Annotated in this window: 21 protein-coding genes; 10 read left to right on the top strand and 11 right to left on the bottom strand. The window is 72.3% G+C overall.

The features are described 5' to 3' along the window. Positions 1-4: 4 nt before the first annotated feature. On the top strand, positions 5-184 hold the full coding sequence (locus tag ACQVFL_RS25255; protein WP_396690601.1) for a DUF6104 family protein: 180 nt from the start codon (positions 5-7) through the stop codon (positions 182-184). Between the two features lie 114 nt (positions 185-298). Next, positions 299-1,324 carry a glycoside hydrolase family 6 protein gene (locus tag ACQVFL_RS25260; RefSeq protein WP_396690600.1) on the top strand — a complete coding sequence of 342 codons (1,026 nt, stop codon included), beginning with the start codon at positions 299-301 and terminating at the stop codon, positions 1,322-1,324. A gap of 12 nt (positions 1,325-1,336) precedes the next feature. On the opposite strand, the gene ACQVFL_RS25265 is transcribed toward ACQVFL_RS25260, so the two are convergent. After that, positions 1,337-3,631 carry a bifunctional polysaccharide deacetylase/glycosyltransferase family 2 protein gene (locus ACQVFL_RS25265; RefSeq protein ID WP_396690598.1) on the bottom strand — a complete coding sequence of 765 codons (2,295 nt, stop codon included), beginning with the start codon at positions 3,629-3,631 and terminating at the stop codon, positions 1,337-1,339. Continuing rightward, entirely contained in the window at positions 3,631-4,164 is a 534-nt protein-coding gene (locus ACQVFL_RS25270) for a hypothetical protein (protein ID WP_396690596.1), read from the bottom strand. The genes ACQVFL_RS25265 and ACQVFL_RS25270 overlap by 1 nt, the downstream gene beginning before the upstream one ends. A 130-nt stretch (positions 4,165-4,294) precedes the next feature. Between ACQVFL_RS25270 and pta the strand changes: the two genes are divergently transcribed. Both pta and ACQVFL_RS25280 read left to right on the top strand, forming a co-directional pair. After that, the gene (pta, locus tag ACQVFL_RS25275; RefSeq protein ID WP_431727742.1) at positions 4,295-6,382 is read left to right on the top strand and encodes a phosphate acetyltransferase; all 2,088 of its coding nucleotides are present in this window, start codon (positions 4,295-4,297) and stop codon (positions 6,380-6,382) included. Further along, the gene (locus tag ACQVFL_RS25280) at positions 6,382-7,503 is read left to right on the top strand and encodes an acetate/propionate family kinase (RefSeq protein ID WP_431727743.1); all 1,122 of its coding nucleotides are present in this window, start codon (positions 6,382-6,384) and stop codon (positions 7,501-7,503) included. The genes pta and ACQVFL_RS25280 overlap by 1 nt, the downstream gene beginning before the upstream one ends. Before the next feature lie 27 nt (positions 7,504-7,530). On the opposite strand, the gene ACQVFL_RS25285 is transcribed toward ACQVFL_RS25280, so the two are convergent. Continuing rightward, on the bottom strand, positions 7,531-7,698 hold the full coding sequence (locus tag ACQVFL_RS25285) for a hypothetical protein (RefSeq protein WP_162854353.1): 168 nt from the start codon (positions 7,696-7,698) through the stop codon (positions 7,531-7,533). 163 nt (positions 7,699-7,861) lie between these two features. Here ACQVFL_RS25285 and ACQVFL_RS25290 point away from each other — a divergent pair, with 163 nt between their 5' ends. After that, on the top strand, positions 7,862-8,716 hold the full coding sequence (locus ACQVFL_RS25290; RefSeq protein ID WP_431729887.1) for an alpha/beta hydrolase family protein: 855 nt from the start codon (positions 7,862-7,864) through the stop codon (positions 8,714-8,716). A gap of 99 nt (positions 8,717-8,815) precedes the next feature. Next, the gene (locus tag ACQVFL_RS25295) at positions 8,816-9,802 is read left to right on the top strand and encodes an alpha/beta hydrolase family protein (RefSeq protein WP_396690588.1); all 987 of its coding nucleotides are present in this window, start codon (positions 8,816-8,818) and stop codon (positions 9,800-9,802) included. 192 nt (positions 9,803-9,994) lie between these two features. On the opposite strand, the gene ACQVFL_RS25300 is transcribed toward ACQVFL_RS25295, so the two are convergent. From ACQVFL_RS25300 to ACQVFL_RS25310, 3 genes are all read right to left on the bottom strand, one after another. Then, positions 9,995-10,957, bottom strand: a complete 963-nt coding sequence (locus ACQVFL_RS25300) for a zinc-binding dehydrogenase (protein ID WP_431727744.1) — start codon at positions 10,955-10,957, stop codon at positions 9,995-9,997. Between the two features lie 76 nt (positions 10,958-11,033). Next, the gene (locus ACQVFL_RS25305) at positions 11,034-12,212 is read right to left on the bottom strand and encodes an NAD(P)-dependent malic enzyme (protein WP_431727745.1); all 1,179 of its coding nucleotides are present in this window, start codon (positions 12,210-12,212) and stop codon (positions 11,034-11,036) included. A 142-nt stretch (positions 12,213-12,354) separates the two neighbouring features. Next, a complete protein-coding gene (locus ACQVFL_RS25310) occupies positions 12,355-12,687 on the bottom strand; it encodes a S24/S26 family peptidase (RefSeq protein WP_431727746.1) in 333 nt (110 codons plus the stop codon). Between the two features lie 85 nt (positions 12,688-12,772). On the opposite strand from ACQVFL_RS25310, the gene sodN reads away from it, so the two are divergent. Then, positions 12,773-13,177, top strand: a complete 405-nt coding sequence (gene sodN, locus ACQVFL_RS25315; protein WP_131055291.1) for a superoxide dismutase, Ni — start codon at positions 12,773-12,775, stop codon at positions 13,175-13,177. A gap of 186 nt (positions 13,178-13,363) precedes the next feature. Beyond that, positions 13,364-13,771, top strand: a complete 408-nt coding sequence (locus ACQVFL_RS25320; protein ID WP_396690580.1) for an anti-sigma regulatory factor — start codon at positions 13,364-13,366, stop codon at positions 13,769-13,771. A 7-nt stretch (positions 13,772-13,778) separates the two neighbouring features. On the opposite strand, the gene ACQVFL_RS25325 is transcribed toward ACQVFL_RS25320, so the two are convergent. Further along, positions 13,779-14,168 (bottom strand): hypothetical protein, encoded by a 390-nt coding sequence (locus ACQVFL_RS25325; RefSeq protein WP_396690578.1) that lies wholly within the window; start codon positions 14,166-14,168, stop codon positions 13,779-13,781. 42 nt (positions 14,169-14,210) lie between these two features. On the opposite strand from ACQVFL_RS25325, the gene ACQVFL_RS25330 reads away from it, so the two are divergent. Both ACQVFL_RS25330 and ACQVFL_RS25335 read left to right on the top strand, forming a co-directional pair. Beyond that, positions 14,211-15,155 (top strand): diacylglycerol/lipid kinase family protein, encoded by a 945-nt coding sequence (locus ACQVFL_RS25330; RefSeq protein WP_396690576.1) that lies wholly within the window; start codon positions 14,211-14,213, stop codon positions 15,153-15,155. 444 nt (positions 15,156-15,599) lie between these two features. Then, positions 15,600-15,857, top strand: a complete 258-nt coding sequence (locus ACQVFL_RS25335; RefSeq protein ID WP_007072794.1) for a WhiB family transcriptional regulator — start codon at positions 15,600-15,602, stop codon at positions 15,855-15,857. Between the two features lie 121 nt (positions 15,858-15,978). On the opposite strand, the gene ACQVFL_RS25340 is transcribed toward ACQVFL_RS25335, so the two are convergent. From ACQVFL_RS25340 to ACQVFL_RS25355, 4 genes are read right to left on the bottom strand one after another with little or no spacing between them, the layout of a single operon-like run. Further along, complete coding sequence (locus ACQVFL_RS25340; RefSeq protein ID WP_431729888.1) at positions 15,979-16,743, bottom strand: sirohydrochlorin chelatase; 765 nt, start codon at positions 16,741-16,743, stop codon at positions 15,979-15,981. Between the two features lie 14 nt (positions 16,744-16,757). Further along, the gene (locus tag ACQVFL_RS25345) at positions 16,758-17,531 is read right to left on the bottom strand and encodes a phosphoadenylyl-sulfate reductase (RefSeq protein ID WP_431727747.1); all 774 of its coding nucleotides are present in this window, start codon (positions 17,529-17,531) and stop codon (positions 16,758-16,760) included. Further along, positions 17,528-17,689 carry a hypothetical protein gene (locus tag ACQVFL_RS25350; RefSeq protein WP_396690571.1) on the bottom strand — a complete coding sequence of 54 codons (162 nt, stop codon included), beginning with the start codon at positions 17,687-17,689 and terminating at the stop codon, positions 17,528-17,530. The genes ACQVFL_RS25345 and ACQVFL_RS25350 overlap by 4 nt, the downstream gene beginning before the upstream one ends. A gap of 13 nt (positions 17,690-17,702) precedes the next feature. Next, positions 17,703-19,415 carry a nitrite/sulfite reductase gene (locus tag ACQVFL_RS25355; RefSeq protein WP_431727748.1) on the bottom strand — a complete coding sequence of 571 codons (1,713 nt, stop codon included), beginning with the start codon at positions 19,413-19,415 and terminating at the stop codon, positions 17,703-17,705. Positions 19,416-19,652: the final 237 nt, after the last annotated feature.

Raw genomic sequence — 19,652 nt, forward strand, 5'->3', positions numbered from 1 at the left:
CCTGATGTACTTCACCGACCGTGGCATCGAGGAGCTGGTCCAGCGCCGGGGCGACGAGAACGTCACCCTGGAGTGGCTCGGCGAGCGGCTGCGGGACTTCGTCGACCTCAACCCGGAGTTCGAGACTCCGATCGAGCGCTTCGCCACCTGGCTCGCCCGGCTCGACGACCCCGACGACGAGTAGGCCCCGGACCGCCACCGACCCGCCGCGCGGCCGGACCGGCCAGACGCCGGTGCCGACGAAAAGCCCTGGTAGGCCAGGTCCGGACCGGCCCCGACGGCGGGTATGGTGGCGGCCATGCCCCGCAGCTCCCGCCGCCCTGCCCTGGTGGCGGGGATCGCGCTGACCCTCCTGCTGACCGGGTGCGGCGACGAGGCACCCGAGCGTCCGCCGACGGAGACCGTCAGCGCCGACCGCTCGTCACCACCGCTGCCGCCGGTCTTCTACGTCGACCCGCGCGGTGCGGCGTCCTGGCAGGTCACCGAGTGGACGCAGGAGGGCCGGGCCGAGGACGCCGCCACCCTGCGCCGGATCAGCACCCGCCCGACCGCCCGGTGGCTGGTCGGCGACTCCACCACGGTCACCGAGGAGGTCTCGGAGTTCCTCGCCGGTGCCAGCCGCTCCGGTCAGACGCCGGTGCTGGTCACGCACCACCTGCCGCAACGCGACTGCGGACGGCAGGGTCAGGGCGGCGCCGAGTCGGCCGGGGCGTACCAGGACTGGATCCGGCGGGTGGCCGCCGGGGTGCAGGGCCGCCCGGTCACGATCGTGCTGGAGCCGGGCGGGGTGCCGGACGCCGTGGACCGCTGCGTGGACGACGTCGACGAGCGGCTGGATCTGCTACGGGACGCGGTGCAGGTGCTGGGCAGCACCGGCAGCGCCCGGATCTATCTGGACGCCGGGCACCCCGGCTGGATCACCGACGGCGCCCGGCTGGCGGCGGCACTGCGCCGGGCCGGGGTCGCCGAGGCCGACGGCTTCGCGCTCAACGTGGCCAACTTCGTCGGCACGCCGCAGAACGTCGGCTACGGCCACGAGATCTCCGACGCCCTCGGCGGCACCACCACGTTCGTCATCGACACCAGCCGCAACGGCCGGGGCGCGTACCCGGGCGAGACCGTCCGGTCCGCGCCGAGCTGGTGCAACCCGCCGGGCCGCGCGCTCGGCGCGGACCCCACCACCGACACCGGCCTGGACCGGGTGGACGCCCTGCTGTGGGTGAAGTACCCGGGCGAGTCCGACGGTGCCTGCCGTCCCGGCGAGCCGGAGAGCGGCGTCTGGTGGCCGGAGTACGCCCTCGGCCTGGCCCGACGCGCCGACTGACGCACCCTTCGGTCAGGGGCGTACCCGCCGGGCGGTGGCGGCGGCCGGTACGGGCACCGGCGGTGGCGGACCCGCCGGGCCGCCCGGTGTGAGTCCGGTGCGCTTGAGCTTCTGCCAGCCCAACCGCCCGCCGGTCAGCGCGGTGACCACCGACTGGAGCAGCACCAGATACATCAGTTGGCGGTAGACGAACTGCTGCAACGGCAGCACCCAGAGGACGCCGAGCTTCTCCTTGTCGAGGCGGAACGCCACGATCGCGGTCAGGAACTGCAGTCCCAGCATGGCGGCCCAGGCCAGCGCCGTCTCGGTGCGGTTCAGGAAGATCAGGCCGTAGATGGCGAGCAGGTCGATCACCGGGGCGGTCAGCGGGAGCAGCACCCCGAACAGCGTCAGGAACGCCAGGCAACGACGACTGAACCGGCCGGACGCGCCCTTGTCGAGCACCGAGCGGCGGTGCTTCCACATCGCCTGCATGGTGCCGTAGCTCCACCGGTACCGCTGCTTCCACAACTGCCCGAAGGTGGCCGGCGCCTCGGTCCAGGCGCGGGCGCTCTCCTCGTACACCACCTTCCAGCCGGCGCGGCCCAGAGCCATGGTGATGTCGGTGTCCTCGGCCAGCGTCTCGTCGGTCATCCCACCGGCGTACTCCAGCGCCTCGCGACGGAACGCGCCGATCGCGCCGGGGATGGTCGGCATGCAGCGCAGCGTCTCGTAGAGCCGGCGGTCCAGGTTGAAGCCGATCACGTACTCGATGTGCTGCCACTTGGCGATCATGCTGCGCCGGTTGCCGACCTTGACGTTGCCGGCCACCGCGCCCACCTGCGGGTCGCCGAACGGCTGGACCAGGCGACGGACCGCGTCGGGCTCGAAGACGGTGTCGCCGTCGACCATCACGATCAGGTCGTGCCGGGCCAGCGCGACGCCGGTGTTCAGCGCGCTCGGCTTCCCGCCGTTGGGTTTGCGGACCACCCGCACGTTCGGCAGGCCGAGCCCGGCGGCGATGTCGGCGGTGCCGTCGGTCGACCCGTCGTCGACCACCACCACCTCGATGCCGCCGGGATGGTCGCCGGTGGCGAGCGAGCGGACCGCCTCGGCGATGCCCTCCTTCTCGTTGTAGGCGGGCACGATCACCGACACCGGTTCGGTGACCGGCGGTCCCCAGGCGAAGCCCTTCCGGCGTCGTTTGCGGGCGTGCCGTCGCGCCAGCACGAACAGCAACACGGTCCGCCCGATGGTGAGCGTCCCGACCAGTAGAAAGAGCACACCGAAGAGGACGAAGGTGCCGTCGGCGGCGCGTACCGCCATGATCAGCATCTGACCGCGCCAACGCTCGCTGAACGTCGCCTCGGTCGGCCCGGCCGTGGTGCCGGTGGCACCGGCCTCGGCCAGTGCCCGGTTCAACCCGCCACTGATCGTGGTGAAGGTGTAGCCCCGGTCCTTCATCAACGGGATGTACCGGTCCAGCGCCTCGACGGTCTGCGAGCGGTCACCGCCGGAGTCGTGCCAGAGCGTGATCGCGCCCGAGTAGCCCTCCGGCACGGTCCGCTCGATCATCCCCTCCGGGCCCTGCCGCTCCCAGTCCCGGCTGTCCAGGTCGTTGACGACGCTGAGGTAGCCGAGTTCGCCGGCCTGTTGCAGCAGCGGCCAGTCCTGGTCGACGAAGGCGTCCGCCCGCGACGAGTACGGGAACCGCAGCAGGTTGGTCCGCTGGCCGGTGGCACCGGCGATGACGAGTTGGGTCTGGGTGTACTCCATCCGCCGCTGCCACCCGGGGATCTGGGTGAGGTGCGGGTGGGTGAAGGTGTGCACGCCGAGTTCGTGCCCCTTGTCGGCCAGCTCACGGACCAGGTCGGGGCTGCGGACCACCTGGTTGCCGAGGACGAAGAAGGTGCCGGGCACCTGGTGCTTCTCCAGCACCTCCAGCACGGCCGGGGTCCAGATCGGGTCGGGGCCGTCGTCGAAGGTGAGCGCGACGGTCCGGGCCGGCAGTCGGTAGGACTGCGGCCGGTCGGCGGTGGTGTTGACGATCGGCCCGCCTTCGAGGATCTCGTCGGGGACGTCGTCCTGGCCGCTGCCGAAGATGTTCTCCGCCCGGTAGTCCGGGATGAACGAGCCGTTGGCGTACGCCTGGACGAAGAGGATGCCGCCGAGCAGCACGAAGACCATGGCGTAGACCGTCCAGCTCGGACGGGGGATGAACCGCCGGGCCCGGGTGGCCGGACGGGGCCGGGCGTGCTGCCGGGGCCGGTCGGGGGTACGGGTGGGGGGCGCGGGTGCCGGTCGGCCGGGCGGGTACGGGTGGCTCATCAGGGAGCGGTCGCCTCACTCGTGTCGTTCGGGTCCGGCGACGGCGTTGTCGTGGGGGTCGGGGTGCTCGGGGGCGGGGTGCTGGGTGGCGGGGTGCTGCGGGGCGGCGTGCTCCGGGACGGGCTGGCCGTCGGCGTCCCGCTGGGACGGGCGCTGGTCGGTGTCGTGCCCGACGGGCGGGGAGCGGGACTGGTCGAGGTCGCGCCGGTGCCGGGCGTGGAGGGAAGGGGCACCGGACGCTGCGGCGTGACCTGGGTCGGCGACGGCGTCGGCGAGGTCGACCGGGCGGGCGAGGGTGTCGGCGAGACGGGCGGCGCTTCCCAGGTCTCGGCGGGCTCGACGAACGGGATGATCGTCTCGGGGCGGACCGGCCCGCCGGCGAAGCTGATGCCGACCATCATGGTGTACGCCACCCCGGACAGGCCGAGGGCGTACGCGGTCCGCCGTAGCCACCGCCCGCGGCGGCCACTCGGATCGACGAAGACGGGGGATGGTTCCGGGGCGACAGGAATGATCTGTGTTGGTCCCTCCACCTGCGCGAGTCTAAACGTGAATAGCTTTCACCTTCTCGCCCAAGTGTCTCATCTGACATGCGAAAACAGGCCGAACCATCCCTAGATGGTTGTCGGAGGACAACCAACCGGACCGAGTAGGTTGGGCCGCATGGCTCGCAGCGTCTACCTCACCAGCGTGGGATCCGGCGGCGGAAAATCCGCCATCGCACTGGGTCTCGCCGAGCTGCTGTCCCGACAGGTCGAACGGATCGGCGTGTTCCGGCCCCTGGTGCCGTCGAACCGGCCCGACCACATCCTCGCCCTGCTCAGCGAGCGCTATCGCGTGCAGGTTAACCCGTCCGACCTGGCCGGAGCCACATATGCCGAGGCCACCGCCCTGGTATCGGACGGACGGCGGGAAGAACTGATCTCCCGGGTGGTGCAGCGCTACCGAGCGGTCGAGCGGCAGTGCCCGGCCGTCGTGGTGGTGGGGAGCGACTTCGCCGACTCCGGTGACGGCAGCACGCCCCGGGAACTCGCCTTCAACGCCCGGCTCGCCACCGAGTTCGGCAGCGTGGTGGTGCCGGTCGTGGACGGCCAGGGTCAGTCACCGGCGGCGATCGCGGCGGCGGCCCGGGGCGCGTACCACGATCTGGTCGACCTCGGCGCGACGGTGCTCGCGGTCATCGCCAACCGGGTGCCCGAGCCGATGGACCTGCCCGACCTGCCGGTGCCGGCGTACGCCATCCCGGAGGTACCGACCGTGTCCGCGCCGACGGTCGCCGAGGTGGCCGCCGCCCTCGGTGCGACGCTGCTCACCGGCGACGAGGCGGCGCTCGGTCGGGACGTGCTCGACTACGTGGTCGGCGCGGCCCACGTGCCGACGCTGGTGGAGCACCTGACCGACGGCTGCCTGGTGATCACCCCGGGCGACCGGGACGACCTGCTGGTGGCCGCCGGTGCCGCACACGTCTCCGGTCAGGTCTCGATCTCCGGGCTGGTGCTCACCCTCGGCGAACAGCCCGACCCGCGTGCCCTGCGCCTCTTCGACGGGCTGAACACCGGCCTGGCGGTGCTCAGCGTCACCAGCGACAGCTACGACACGGTCGCCGCGTCCAGCCGGATCGAGGGACGACCCAGCGCGGCCAACACCCGCAAGGTGGAGGCCGCCCTCGGTGCCTTCGAGGCCAACGTGGACACCGACGAGCTGGCGCGTCGGCTCGCGGTCACCCGTTCGGAGCGGGTCACCCCGCTGATGTTCGAGTACGACCTGATCGACCGGGCCCGGGCCCAGCGCCGCCACCTGGTGCTGCCCGAGGGCACCGACGAACGGATCCTGCGGGCCACCGAGATCCTGCTGCACCGGGGCGTGGCCGACCTCACCCTGCTCGGTCGCCCCGACGACGTGGCCCGGCGGACCCGGGAACTCGGCGTCGACATCACCGGTGCCCACATCGTCGACCCGGCGACCAGCGACCGCCGCGACGAGTTCGCCGAGGCGTACGCGAAGCTGCGCGCCCACCGGGGCGTCACCGTCGAGCTGGCGTACGACGTGGTGGCCCAGCCGAACTACTTCGGCACCATGATGGTCTGGGCCGGGCACGCCGACGGCATGGTCTCCGGCGCCACCCACACCACTGCCGCCACCATCCGCCCCGCGTTCGAGATCGTGAAGAACCTGCCGGACGTCTCCGTCGCCTCCAGCGTCTTCTTCATGCTGCTCGCCGACCGGGTGCTGGTCTACGGCGACTGTGCGGTCAACCGCGACCCGGACGCCGCCCAGCTCGCCGACATCGCGATCTCCTCGGCCGACACCGCGGCCCGGTTCGGCATCGAACCCCGGGTGGCGATGCTGTCGTACTCGACCGGCAGTTCCGGCGCCGGAGCCGACGTGGAGAAGGTCGCGGCGGCCACCGCACTGGTCCGCGAGCGCCGGCCCGACCTGGCCGTCGAGGGTCCCATCCAGTACGACGCGGCGATCGACCCGGCGGTGGCGGCGACGAAACTGCCCGGCAGTGCGGTCGCCGGCCGGGCGACGGTCTTCATCTTCCCGGACCTGAACACCGGCAACAACACGTACAAGGCGGTGCAGCGCTCCGCCGGGGCGGTGGCGGTCGGGCCGGTGATGCAGGGCCTGCGCCGGCCGGTCAACGACCTGTCCCGAGGGGCCACCGTGCCGGACATCGTCAACACCGTGGCGATCACCGCCATCCAGGCCGCCGCCCGCACCGACGCTCCCCCACCCGGAGGTGCCTGATGAACGACAAGATCCTGGTGTTGAACTGCGGGTCGTCCTCGGTCAAGTACCGGCTGTACGACGGTGACCGCGTGCTCGACAAGGGCACCGTCGAGCGGATCGGTGAGGCCGGGGGCGACGCGCCCGACCACGCCGGGGCGGTCCGGCGGATCCTGGCCGGGCTGGACCTGACCGGGCTCACCGCGGTCGGGCACCGGGTGGTGCACGGCGGTCGGCGGTTCACCGCCCCGACGCTGGTGGACGACGAGGTGCTGGCCGCCATCACCGAGCTGGTGCCGTTGGCGCCGCTGCACAATCCGGCCAACCTCGCCGGCATCGCCGAGGCGCGCGCCGTCCTGCCCGAGGTGCCGCAGGTCGCCGTCTTCGACACCGCGTTCCACCACACGCTGCCCGACTCCGCCGCCACGTACGCGATCGACCGGGAGGTCGCGCAGCGGTACGGCGTCCGCCGGTACGGCTTCCACGGCACCTCGCACTCGTACGTCTCCCGGCGCACCGCCGAACTGCTGGACCGCCCGTACGCGGAGGTCAACACGATCACCCTGCACCTGGGCAACGGCGCCAGCGCGTGCGCCGTCGAGCACGGGCGCAGCGTGGCCACCTCGATGGGGATGTCCCCGCTGGAGGGGCTGGTGATGGGCACCCGCAGCGGCGACCTGGACCCGACCGTGGTGTTCCACCTGCGCCGCGAGGGCGGACTGGGCGTGGACGAGATCGACGACCTGCTCAACCACCGCAGCGGACTGCTCGGGCTCTCCGGCGTCAACGACATGCGGGAGGTGCTGTCCCGGCGGGCGGCCGGGGACGAGGCGGCGACGCTCGCCTTCGACGTCTACTGCCGGCGGATCACCGGCTACGTGGGGGCGTACTACGCGCTGCTCGGTCGGGTGGACGCGGTCACCTTCACCGCCGGGGTCGGCGAGCACGCGGCCCCGGTACGCGCGGCGGCGCTGGCCGGGCTGGAACGGCTCGGCATCACCGTCGACCCGGAGCGCAACGCGGGCCAGGGTGACCGGTTCGTCTCACCGGACGGCGCGGAGGTCGCGGTCTGCGTGGTCGGCACGGACGAGGAACGCGAGATCGCCCGGGAGGCACGCGCGGTGGTAGCAGCCAGCGCCTGATCGGGCGGCCGACCGGTGACGTACCGATCAGGCGAAGGCGAGCCAGCTCGCGAGCGCGACCAGCACCACGGCGACCACGGCGGCACCGATGATCAGGCCGTTGCGGGACGCCGTCTCGGCGGGGGCGTCGGGGGTGCCGGCGAAGGCACGGAACGCCTCGGTGTTGCCGCTCGGATCGGTGTAGTTCTCAGTCATGCCGTGACCTTAGCGAAAGCGGTCCAGTCGCACGGTCCGTGCACGCCGTCCGAACGGGTGGCGTACCGCACCGGTCAACCGGACCCGGACGGGTGACCCGGGGTCCTACCGTGAGGTCGTGGGAATCGCACGGGGGTTCACCGCGCTGGTGTCGGTGCTGCTGATGGTGCTGACGGCCGGTTGCGCGACGAGCGGCGAGCAGTCCGGCCAGGCACTCGGCGGGCGGCTGGCCCCGGACGTGCCGTACGCGGTGGGTGTGCGCACGCTCACCGTCGACCCGGCCTCGGAGCGTCCACTGCCGGTCACCCTCTGGTATCCGACGCAGGGCAGCCGGGTCGCCGAGGGGCGGTTCCCGGTGGTGATCTACAGCCACGGTCTGGCCAGCCTGCCCGAGTTGCACTCCGGGCTGACCGCCCGCTGGGCCGCCGCCGGATTCGTGGTGGCCGCCCCGACGTACCCGCACACCCGGCGCGGGGCGAAGCGGTTCTCCCGGGCCGACGTCCGCCACCAGCCGGCCGACGGGTGGCGGGTGATCCGGCACCTGGTCCGGCTCGACGGCCGCTCCGGCGACCCGCTCGCCGGTCACCTCGACGTGCAGCGGGTGGCGGCGGCCGGGCACTCGGCGGGCGGTTTCACCACCGCCGGCATGTTCACCGCCGGGCACCCGGCCCGGCTGCGGGCGGGCATCGTGATCGCCGGTGGCGGGATGGCGGGCAGCTTCGCCGGTCCGAGCGCCCCGATCCTCTTCGTGCACGGCACCGCCGACGCGGTGGTGCCGCTGAGCGTGGGCCGGGCCGCGTACCGCCGTACTCCCGGACCCGCCTCCTTCCTCAGCCTGCTCGGGCAGGGCCACGGCGAGTACCTGGTCCCCGGCCGACCCGGTTTCGCCCAGGTCCTCGGCACCACCACCGACTTCCTGCGCTGGACGCTCTACGGCGACCAGGAGGCCGGACGGCGGCTGCCCGGCCGGGCGCTGCTGGCCGGCGTCACCAGCTTCGAGACCCGACCGGCGGGCTGACCTGCCCATCCGTGCCGACTGCGCACGCTCGGTGCGGACCCGGGCGCAGGATGTGCGGCGCCGGCCGGACCGGTCGCCGGGCGAGGCAGAATCGGAGTCATGTCGCGCCGCGCCCTCTCACTCCTGCTCGCCAGCACGCTGACCGTCGGCACGCTGGTCGGCTGCTCCACCGACCGTGACCCGGACGAGCGGGCCGACGCGCCCGCCCCCTCGGCGACCGCCTCCGCCCCGGCCGGGATCACGTCGGCTCCGGCCATCCCCGCCGGCAGCGCGCCGAAGCAGACCTTCGCCGTCGGCGTACGGCAGCTCAAGCTCAACCGCGACGGCAACCGGCCGCTGCCGGTGACCGTCTGGTACCCGGCGGCCGGTCGGGCCGGTGGGAAGCCGCAGACGTCGGCGGACGCCGCCGAGGGGCGGTTCCCGGTGGTCATGTTCAGCCACGGCCTCGGCGGTCGCCCCGCCGACTACCAGGCACTGCTCACCCGGTGGGTGGCCGCCGGTTTCGTGGTGGCCGCGCCGACGTTCCCGAACACCTCGAAGGCCGGTGGCGAGAACAACGTGCTCGACGTGCTCAACCAGCCCGCCGACGTCTCGTACGCGCTGACCGAGGTGCTCGCGCTCGACACCCGCGACGACGACGTGCTGCGGGGCCGGCTGGCCACCGACCGGGTGGCCGCCGCCGGGCACTCGGCGGGCGGGGTGACCACCATCGGGCTGTTCACCGCCGGCCGGGACGAGCGGCTGGCCGCCGGGATCGTCTTCGCCGGCACCGCGCTCGGCGTGGGCACCGCGTTCGCCGGTGCCGCCGCGCCGCAACTGTTCGTGCACGGCGAGGCCGACGAGGTGGTGCAGTACACCGCCGGCAAGGCGGTCTACGACCAGGTGCCCTGGCCGAAGGCGATGCTCAGCCTGCCCGAGGGCGACCACGGGCGGGCGCTGCTGAGGAACGGTACGTCGCTGGGCGTGGTGGCGAACACCACCGCCGAGTTCCTGCGCTGGACGCTCTACGGCGACGCCGAGGCCAAGGAGCGCATCCCCACCGCCGCCGCCCGCGACGACATCGCCACCCTCGACGACAACCTCTAACACTCGCCGTCGTCCGGGTGAGGTGAAAGGAAGGGTCCCCTGCTAACGCCTCGCGTATAGCAGGGGACCCTTCCTAACGCCTAACGCCCTAACGCCTAACGCCCTAACGCCTAACGCCCTAACGCCTAACGCCCTAACGCCTAACGCCCTAACGCCTAACGCCCTAACGCCGTACGCCCTAACGCCGCCGCGTCAGCTCGTGTGGTCGAGGACGATCTTGCCGAACGCCTGCCCGGAGTGCAGGCGGGCGAACGCCTCCTCGACCCGGCTGAACGGCACCACGCTGTCCACCACCGGGCGGACCTCCCGCTCGGCGCAGAACGCCAGCAGATCGGCCAGGTCGGCCGGGGTACCCATCGAGGTGCCCAGGATCTCCAACTGCATCGCGAAGACCCGACGCAGGTTGACTGTCGGCTCGTGCCCGGCGGTCGCTCCGGAGACCACGATCCGCGCGCCGGGCGCGGCCGACTTCAGGGAATGGTCGAAGGTGGCCGCGCCGACCGTCTCGATCACCACGTCGACCCGCTCGGGCAGCCGGGCACCGGTCTGGACGGCCGTCGCGCCCAGCCCGGTGACCCGCTCCCGCTTGGCGGCGTCGCGACTGGTCGCGTACACCCGCTTGCCCATCGCGGTGGCCAGCACCACGGCGGCGGTGGCCACGCCGCCGCCGGCGCCCTGGACCAGCACCGCCTCGGCCTCGTCGACCCGGCCCTTGGTGGTCAGCATCCGCCACGCGGTCAGCCAGGCGGTCGGCAGGCACGCCGCGTCCGGCGCCGACAGGCCCGCCGGCAGCGGCAGCAGGTTCCAGCGGGGTACGGCCACCCGCTCGGCCAGCGTGCCCGGGAAGTGCTCGGAGAGGATGGACATCCCGCGCGGGTCACCGGGAGTGGGCACCACCGGATAGACGACCACCTCGTTGCCCTCCGGGTCGACGCCCACGGCGTCGCAGCCGAGGATCATCGGCAACTGCTCGGCCCGCAGCCCGACGCCGCGCAGCGACCAGATGTCGTGGTGGTTGAGCGAACTGGCCGTGACGCGCACGGTCACCCAGTCGTCGTCGGGCAGGCTCGGCTCGGGCTGCTCACCGACGGTGAGCGCGGCGAGCGGATCGGCATCGTCGAAACGGGAGGCGAAGGCGGCACGCATGATCCGCACCGTAACAAGCTGAGCGGCCGTTAAGAAGGGTCCCTTCCTCGGCACGAGGCGTTAGGAGGGGACCCTTCCTTGCACGTCAGGCGCGGGCGACGCCGTCGCGGCGGGCGGCTTCGGCGACCGCTTCGGCCACCGCCGGGGCGACCCGCGGGTCGAGCGGCGAGGGCACGATCGCGTCCGGCGTGAGCGCATCGGCCACCACGGCGGCGATGGCGTCGGCGGCGGCCACCTTCATCGACTCGGTGACCCGGGTGGCCCGGGCCTGGAGCGCACCCCGGAACACGCCCGGGAAGGCCAGCACGTTGTTGATCTGGTTGGGGTAGTCGCTGCGGCCGGTGGCGACCACCGCGACGTGCCGCGCGGCGACGTCCGGGTGCACCTCGGGAGTGGGGTTGGCCAGCGCGAACACGATCCCGCCGGGCGCCATCCCGGCCACCGCCGCCTCCGGGATCTGGCCGCCGGAGACGCCGATCAGCACGTCGGCGTCGCGCAACGCCTCGGTGATGTCGCCCTGCCGACCGTCGGCGTTGGTCAGCTCGGCCAGCTCGGCCTTGGTGCCGGTCAGCCCGTCGCGCTGGCGGGAGACGATGCCCCGGGAGTCGCAGACCACCACCCGCTGCGGGTCCACTCCCCCGGCCACCAGCATCTTGGTCACCGCCACACCGGCCGCACCCGCACCGCTGACCGCCACCCGCAGGTCGCCGAGCTTGCGGTCGAGCAGGGTCGCGGCGTTGCGCAGTGCGGCCAGCACCACGATCGCGGTGCCGTGCTGGTCGTCGTGGAACACCGGGATGTCCAGCGCCTCGTCGAGGCGGCGTTCCACCTCGAAGCAGCGCGGCGCGCTGATGTCCTCCAGGTTGATCCCACCGAACGACGGCGCGAGCGCCTTGACCGTCGCCACGATCTCGTCGACGTCCTGCGTGTCCAGGCAGACCGGCACCGCGTCGACACCGCCGAACTGCTTGAACAGCACCGCCTTGCCCTCCATCACCGGAAGCGCGGCGCGCGGACCGATGTTGCCCAGTCCGAGTACGGCCGAGCCGTCGGTGACCACCGCGACGGTGTTCGACGTCCAGGTGTACTCGTGGGTGAGCGACGGATCGGCGGCGATCGCCTCGCACACCCGGGCCACACCCGGCGTGTACGCGAGGGAGAGGTCTTCGCGGCTGGTCAGCGGGACGGTCGAGAGGACGGCCATCTTGCCGCCCCGGTGCAGTTGGAAGACGGGATCAGCGGGGTCCACGGTGGACGAAGGCATGGTGACTCCAGTGTCGTTTAAGCAGCTGGGCCGGCCGGTCGGGGCGCACGGTGAGGCGAGCGAGCGGCGGCACGAGGTGCGGGGGGTCACCCAGGCACTTTCCGAGCATAGTCACGCCACCGGGAGCCGGAGGTGCGCAGGGTCATAACGGCTGGGGCGGCAACCGGCCGGGGCGGGGCCAGTAGCGGAGCACCACCCGACCGAGGACGTCGGCCACCCCGTACGCCCGCGAGTCGTCGGTGACCAACTCGTTGTCACCGTACAGCCACCAACCGCCGTCGGCGGGGCGGACGGCGCGTTTGACCACGAGCAGATTGGGGCGACTGCGGAAGACCGCGACCACCACGTCTCCGGCCCGGATGGCGCGACCACCCGGCCGGACCAGCACCGCGTCGCCGTGCCGCAGGGTCGGCGCCATCGACGGACCGGTCACGAGTACGGCCGCGAGCGGCCTCCGGAGGCCGGGCACCGGCATGTGGTTTCACCTCCTGCGGCCTCGGGGACCACGTCCAGGAGTAATGTCGTCATGGATCATCGCAAACTTCCCATGGAGGATCCCGATGCGACTTCCACGCATCCTTGCGCCCCGGGTGACCGCGAGCGCGCACTGCGACCTGCCCTGCGGCGTCTACGACCCCGCGCAGGCTCGGATCGAGGCCGAGTCGGTGAAAATGATCTGCGAGAAGTACCAGGCCAACACCGATCCGGAGTTCCGCACCCGGGCCATCCTGATCAAGGAGCAGCGGGCCGAGCTGGTCAAGCACCACCTGTGGGTGCTGTGGACCGACTACTTCAAGCCGCCGCACTTCGAGAAGTACCCGCACCTGCACCAGCTCTTCAACGAGGCCACCAAGCTGGCCGGTGCGGCGGGCGCCAAGGGCGCCACCGACCCGTCCAAGGCCGACGAGCTGCTACAGAAGATCGACGAGATCTCGAAGATCTTCTGGGAGACCAAGCAGGCGTGACGTGGCCCGTCCACGCCTGCGCGTCGGCGGCCGGCCCTGCCCCTCGGGGCGGGCCGGTCGCCGACGCGTTTCCATCCCGGGCGCACCGGTTCACACCGGGCCGCCCGGCTCGCCGTCCGCCGCACTGACGGCCCTCCGTCGCCCCGCCGCCTGAGCGGGTAGAGTCCCCGACCGGGGGGATGAGCCGTGACTCAACTGACCGGACAACCGACCACCGACGACGACGTGGTGCACCTCACCGTGCCCGCCGAAGGCGGCTATCTGAGCGTCCTGCGCACCGCCACCGCCGGCCTCGCCGCGCGTCTCCAGTTCGCCCTCGACGAGATCGAGGACCTGCGCATCGCCGTCGACGAGGCCTGCGCCATGCTGCTCGCCATCGCGCCCCGCGGCGCGGAGCTGGACTGCCGCTTCGCGGTCACCGAGGACGCGTTGACCGTCGAGGTGACGGTGCCGACCGTGCCGGGCGCCCGGCTCCCGGCGGAGTCGTCGTTCGCCTGGAAGGTGCTCACCGCGTTGACCACCTCGGCCTCGGCCGGGGCGGCCGACGGCCGGGCCACCATCTCGTTGCTCACCCGCCGCGCCTCCGGCTGGTGAGCGACGCTCACTCGAAGCCCAGGGCCCGGGTGGTGGGCGGACTCACCAGCAGCCAGGTGACGCCGAGCCCGAGCGCGATCAGCGGTACGCCGAGCCAGCCCAGCCCGCCCTGGATCATGAACCAGCCGATCGGCAGCAGCATGAGTTGCAGCACGATGGCGGGTGCGCGGGCACCGGCCCGGCGGCGCAGCAACGCGCTACCCAGCGCCCAGAGCGCGATCGCCGCGCCGATGGCGAAGGCCGTCACCAGCAGTGCCGACACCAGATCGGTGGTGGCGGCGGTGAAGTCGGCGACGACCAACCAGGCCGCGATCAGCCCGACGGCGACCGCCTGACCCCGCAGGAGGAAGACCGCCCACCGGAGGGTCACCGGGGTCGGGTCGGAGTCGATTGCCACGCGGTCACGATACCCGTGGCGGTCCGGGGTACAGTGCCGCCCATGCGGGCCGTCCTGCTGGTCAATCCGAAGGCCACCACTACCAGCGAGCGTGCGCGGGATGTGCTCGTCCGAGCGCTGCGCAGCGAGGTGGATCTCTCCGTGCGCTACACCCGGCGTCGTGGTCACGCCACCGCGCTGGCCCGCGAGGCCGCGGTGGAGGGCGTCGACGTCGTGGTCACCCTCGGTGGTGACGGCACGGTCAACGAGGTGGTCAACGGGCTGATGACGGCGACCAGCGCCGGTGGTGCGGCGCCGACCGCCGAGCGGTTGCCCGCCCTGGCCACCGTGCCGGGCGGCTCGACGAACGTCTTCGCGCGGGCGCTGGGCCTGCCCAGGGAGTGGCCCGAGGCGGCCAGCATGCTCCTGGAGGGGCTGCGGCTGGGCCGGCACCGGACCATCGGCCTCGGCCGGGCCGACGACCGCTACTTCACCTTCTGCGCCGGTTTCGGGCTCGACGCGGCGGTCATCCACCGGGTCGAGGAGGCTCGTCGACGGGGCCGGGTCTCCTCGCCGGGGCTCTACTTCCGGGCCTTCACCGCGCAGTTCCTGTTCGGTGCCGAGCGGCGCAACCCCGCGATCCGGTTGGAGCAGCCGGGCGAGACCACCGAGGCCGATCTGGCGACCGTGATCGTCCAGAACACCGCTCCGTGGACGTTCGTCGGCGACCGCGAGGCCAACCCGAACCCGGAGGCGTCCTTCGATCTGGGTCTCGACGTGATGGCCCTTCGCCAGCTAGGCGTCGCCAGCACGACACGGACAGTGAGACAGTTCCTGTCCGCCACGCCGGATCCGCAAGGTCGCCAAGTTCTTCGGCGGCACGATGTTGCCGAGTTCACGCTGGTGGCGAGCCGTCCGCAGGCGTTCCAGCTCGACGGCGACTATCTTGGCGAACGAGAAAAAGTTGGATTCGCCTCCGTTCCGGCCGCACTCAGAGTAATCTGTTAGGTCTCCGGCATCCCCCGGGCCGAGAGGTCGGCGCGCCCCGACACGCGACGGCTGCGACACCCGGGACTCATGCCGGAAATGTCGGCAATGTGCGCGGGACTGTACTATATTGATTCTTGACTGTGGTACGCCGGGTGACCGGCACCCCCTTGAACCCGGACAAATGGGTTGTGGGCTTGCTCACCGCCCGGAGTTTTTCCGAGCGCCACCCTTGACATCGCCAGAGTTCGTGAAAGTATTCACAAGCGAACTTGAGTTACCGGGACATTGCCTGGATATGCTCGACAGGTTGAGCTGTTCCAGCAGGTCCCCCGGGCCAACAGCCTGCTCACGCACTGCCGAATAGACGAACGCGAAACGTCACCATCGGCAATGCGTATGCATATAGGAAAAGCACGAACAAGCAACATCTGCCACCCATCCAGAATGAGGAGTGTTGCCGCCATGGACTGGCGTCACCATGCTGTCTGCCGCGACGAGGACCCGGAACTGTTCTTCCCGATCGGGACGTCCGGTCCGGCTCTCCTGCAGGTCGAGCAGGCCAAGGCCGTCTGCAGGCGCTGCTCCGTGACCGACCAGTGCCTGCAGTGGGCACTGGAGTCCGGTCAGGACGCTGGCGTCTGGGGCGGAATGAGCGAGGAGGAGCGGCGCGCCGTCAAGCGTCGCGGTGGCCTCCGGGTGCTGCGCGCTCACTCCGCCTGACCACTACCGCACCGAAGCGACACGCCCCGGCAGGGCTCAGCCCGCCGGGGCGTTCTGCTGCCCAGACGTATGTAAGGAAGGGACCCTTCCTATACACCAGGCGTTAGTAGGGTGCCCTTCCTTACCGACGGGCGACGTTCACCCGGTCCCACACCAGCTCCACCAACTCCGGCGCGTCGGTCAGCGGTGCCGCCACCGCCACCGCGCCGGCCTCCCGGGCCGCCACCGCCACCGCGTCGTGGAACAGGCCGGGCGCCAGGAAGTACGCGGCCACGGCGACCCGGCGCGCGCCCCGGCCCCGCAACCGGGCCACCGCCGCGCCGACGGCCGGGGGTGCCGCCGAGGCGTACGAGACCCGGGCCGGAGTGCCCAGGGTGACGCCGAGTTCCCGGGCCACCCGGCCGACCGAGGCACGGGCGGACGCGTCCCGGGTGCCCGCCGCCGCCAGCACCACCGCGTCGAACCGGCCCGGTTCCGCCTCGTCCAGTCGCCGCCCGAGCGCGGTCAGCAGTTCCCGGTCCACCCGGTGGCCGACCGGACCGAGCACGTCGGTGACCGTCACCGCGATCGGCGGACCGGACTCCCGGGCAGCCGCCACCGCCGCCGGGATGTCCACCCGCCGGTGGTACGCGGCGGTCAGCAACAGCGGCACCAGGACCGCTCGGGAGTGCCCGGCGGCGGCCAGTCCCCGCAGCGCCTCGGTCGGGCCGGGCTCGGTGTGGTCCAGCCAGCTCGGCAGCACCGGTGTGCCGGGTCGGGCGGCGGAGACCGCCCGCGCCAGCGCCCGGATGGCCTCGGCGGCGCGGGGGTCGCGGCTGCCGTGGGCGACCAGGAGAAGCGGGTCCCGCCCCGGCCCTGATGGGTCGGGGCGGGACCCGCCGTCGATTCCCGCCGCCTCGGTCAGAGGTGCAGTCCGCACTCGGTCTTCTCGAACATGGCCCAGCGGCCGGCGCGCGGGTCCTCCCCCGCCGAGGTCCGGCGGGTGCACGGCCAGCAGCCGATCGATCCGTAGCCGCGCCGGAACAGCTCGTTGACCGGCACCTTCCACCGCGCGACGTACGCGTCGACGTCCGCCTGGCTCCAGGCCGCGATCGGGTTGACCTTCACCCGGCCCCGGCGGGGGTCGAACGCCACCACCGGCGTGTTGGCCCGGGTCGGCGACTCGTCGCGACGCAGTCCGGCGGCCCATGCCTCGTAGCCGGCCAGTGCCCGCTCCAGCGGCTCCACCTTGCGCAACCGGCAGCACTCGTCCGGTGACCGGTTGAACAACCGCGGCCCGTACTCGCCGTCCTGCTGTCCGACGGTGAGTCGGGGCCGGATCGACCGGACGTTCACCGGCAGGGTACGGGCGACCTCGTCGCGGACGGCGAGGGTCTCCGGGAAGTGCAGGCCGGTGTCGAGGAAGACCACGTCCACCCCGGGTGCCACCCGGGAGACGAGGTGGGCGAGGACCGCGTCCGCCATCGAGCTGGTCACGCAGAACCGGTCACCGAAGGTCTCCGCGGCCCACCGGGCGATCTCCAGCGCGGGCGCGCCCTCCAGCTCCCGGCCGGCCTGGTCGGCCAGCTCCCGCAACTGCTCGGGGCTGCGTCGGGTCGGGTCGGCCGGCGCGGCGACCGGAGCGGGTGCGGTGTCCACCAGTCCCAGACCGGCGGCGGAGATCAGCGCGCTCATCGCCGCACCCCCTGGGAGAGCAGGCCGGTGAAGCGGACCGTGAACACCCGGGCACAGCCGTGGCACTCCCAGGCGCCGTGCCCGGTCTCGCTCGGCCGCAGGTCCTCCTCACCGCAGTAGGGGCAGTACAACGGCGCGGCACGGGTCTCGCTGCTCATCGCGTCACCTCGCTCATCGCAGTAGTTCCTCGTCGGCCCGGATGACCCAGTTGGCGAAGGACTCGTTCTCGGTCCGGCCGTCCAGGTACCGCCGGGCCAGCCGTTCGACGTACTCGGGTAGCTCGTCGGCGGTCGTCTTGAGACCGCGCAGCTTGCGCCCGAACCCGGCGGTCTGGCCCTCGGCCATGCCCAGCCCGCCGCCGAGGTGCACCTGGTAGCCCTCGACCTGCTTGCCGTCCGGGCCGGTCACCAGTTGTCCCTTGAGCCCGATGTCGGCGACCTGGGTGCGGGCGCAGGCGTTCGGGCAGCCGTTGATGTGGATGGAGATGTCCGTGTCGAAGTCGCGCAGCCGCTGCTCCAAGCGGGCCACCAGCTCCTCGCCGCGCGCCTTGGTCTCGACGATGGCGAGCTTGCAGTACTCGATGCCGGTGCAGGCCATCGTGCCGCGCCGCCAGCTCGACGGCTGGGCCTCCAGGCCGATCCCGCGCAGCTCGGTGACCAGCGAGTCGGTCCGCTCCGGCGGAACGTCGAGGACCAGCAGCTTCTGGTACGGCGTGAGGCTGATCCGGCCGCTGCCGTGCGCCTCGACCACGTCGGCGAGCTGGGCGAGCTGGGTGCCGGAGACCCGCCCGACCACCGGGGTGGCGCCGACGTAGTTGCGGCCGTCCCGCTGGGCGTGCACGCCGATGTGGTCGACCGGCCGCTCCGGCAGCTCCGGCGCCGGGCCGTCGAGCAGCGTCCGGCCGAGGTACTCCTTCTCCAGCACCTCGCGGAACTTGGTCACGCCCCAGTCGGCCACCAGGAACTTCAACCGGGCGCGGTGGCGCAGTCGGCGGTACCCGTAGTCGCGGAAGATGCCGACCACACCGACCCAGACGTCCGGGACCTCGTTCAGCGGCACCCAGACGCCGAGCCGCTGGGCCAGCATCGGGTTGGTGGAGAGCCCGCCGCCGACCCAGAGGTCGAAGCCGGGGCCGTGCTCGGGGTGGTCGACGCCGAGGAAGGCGATGTCGTTGGCCTGGTACGGGGTGTCCACCAGCCACGAGATCGACGACTTGAACTTACGCGGCAGGTTGGAGTACGCCGGGTCGCCGACGTACCGCCGGACGATCTCGTCGATCGCCGGGGTGGCGTCGATCCGCTCGTCGGCGGCGACGCCCGCCACCGGGCTGCCCAGCACGATGCGGGGGCAGTCGCCGCACGCCTCGGTGGTCTGCAGGCCGACGGCCTCCAGCCGACGCCAGATCTCGGGCATGTCCTCGACCCGGATCCAGTGGTACTGGATGTTCTGCCGGTCGGTGATGTCGGCGGTGTCGCGGGCGAACTCCCGGGAGATCTCCGCGATGGTGCGCAACTGGGCCAGGTCGAGCTGGCCGCCGTCCACCCGCACCCGGAGCATGAAGTACTCGTCCTCCAGCTCGTGCGGCTCCAGCACGGCGGTACGTCCGCCGTCGATGCCCGCCTTGCGCTGGGTGTAGAGGCCCCACCAGCGGAACCGACCACGCAGGTCCGCCGGGTCGATCGAGGCGAAGCCCCCGTGCGCGTAGATGTTCTCGATCCGCTCCCGCACGTTGAGCGGGTTGTCGTCCTTCTTGCTGCGCTCGTTGGGGTTGAGCGGCTCGCGGTATCCGAGCGCCCACTGGCCCTCGCCGCGGGGGCGGCGGGGAGCCCGCGCGGGGCGCGCCGCGGGGTCCCCGGGTCGGGCCGGAATCTCGCTGACCGCCATCGCGGCGTCCTCCGTTGTCTGCAGTGCCTCGGCTGGGGTACGCGGACGCGATCGGCTCCCGGAAGGGGGCCGGGGACGGCGATGTCAGGAACGGCCGGCGCGCCAGGGTGCCCGAGGCAGGGTGGTCGGGCGTCGTCAGTGGGCCGGACAGATCGCGCTGCGCACGCGGCCGTAATCGACGTGGCGACGAGCCACGAAGCGGCGCACGACGGCGGCAGTCATGAACGTCATGTTGCC

It is taken from the genome of Verrucosispora sp. TAA-831 (assembly GCF_050780145.1).
Classification (GTDB): Bacteria; Actinomycetota; Actinomycetes; order Mycobacteriales; family Micromonosporaceae; genus Micromonospora.

Bases quoted from the DNA above. Each gene is read 5' to 3' on its own strand.
- ACQVFL_RS25295 (WP_396690588.1), top strand. From the start codon at position 8,816: ATGTCGCGCCGCGCCCTCTCACTCCTGCTCGCCAGCACGCTGACCGTC.
- ACQVFL_RS25305 (WP_431727745.1), bottom strand. From the start codon at position 12,212: ATGCCTTCGTCCACCGTGGACCCCGCTGATCCCGTCTTCCAACTGCAC.
- ACQVFL_RS25335 (WP_007072794.1), top strand. From the start codon at position 15,600: ATGGACTGGCGTCACCATGCTGTCTGCCGCGACGAGGACCCGGAACTG.
- ACQVFL_RS25280 (WP_431727743.1), top strand. From the start codon at position 6,382: ATGAACGACAAGATCCTGGTGTTGAACTGCGGGTCGTCCTCGGTCAAG.
- ACQVFL_RS25310 (WP_431727746.1), bottom strand. From the start codon at position 12,687: ATGCCGGTGCCCGGCCTCCGGAGGCCGCTCGCGGCCGTACTCGTGACC.
- pta (WP_431727742.1), top strand. From the start codon at position 4,295: ATGGCTCGCAGCGTCTACCTCACCAGCGTGGGATCCGGCGGCGGAAAA.
- ACQVFL_RS25285 (WP_162854353.1), bottom strand. From the start codon at position 7,698: ATGACTGAGAACTACACCGATCCGAGCGGCAACACCGAGGCGTTCCGT.
- ACQVFL_RS25355 (WP_431727748.1), bottom strand. From the start codon at position 19,415: ATGGCGGTCAGCGAGATTCCGGCCCGACCCGGGGACCCCGCGGCGCGC.
- ACQVFL_RS25330 (WP_396690576.1), top strand. From the start codon at position 14,211: ATGCGGGCCGTCCTGCTGGTCAATCCGAAGGCCACCACTACCAGCGAG.
- ACQVFL_RS25265 (WP_396690598.1), bottom strand. From the start codon at position 3,631: ATGAGCCACCCGTACCCGCCCGGCCGACCGGCACCCGCGCCCCCCACC.
- ACQVFL_RS25255 (WP_396690601.1), top strand. From the start codon at position 5: ATGTACTTCACCGACCGTGGCATCGAGGAGCTGGTCCAGCGCCGGGGC.
- ACQVFL_RS25345 (WP_431727747.1), bottom strand. From the start codon at position 17,531: ATGAGCGCGCTGATCTCCGCCGCCGGTCTGGGACTGGTGGACACCGCA.
- sodN (WP_131055291.1), top strand. From the start codon at position 12,773: ATGCGACTTCCACGCATCCTTGCGCCCCGGGTGACCGCGAGCGCGCAC.
- ACQVFL_RS25260 (WP_396690600.1), top strand. From the start codon at position 299: ATGCCCCGCAGCTCCCGCCGCCCTGCCCTGGTGGCGGGGATCGCGCTG.
- ACQVFL_RS25350 (WP_396690571.1), bottom strand. From the start codon at position 17,689: ATGAGCAGCGAGACCCGTGCCGCGCCGTTGTACTGCCCCTACTGCGGT.
- ACQVFL_RS25290 (WP_431729887.1), top strand. From the start codon at position 7,862: ATGGTGCTGACGGCCGGTTGCGCGACGAGCGGCGAGCAGTCCGGCCAG.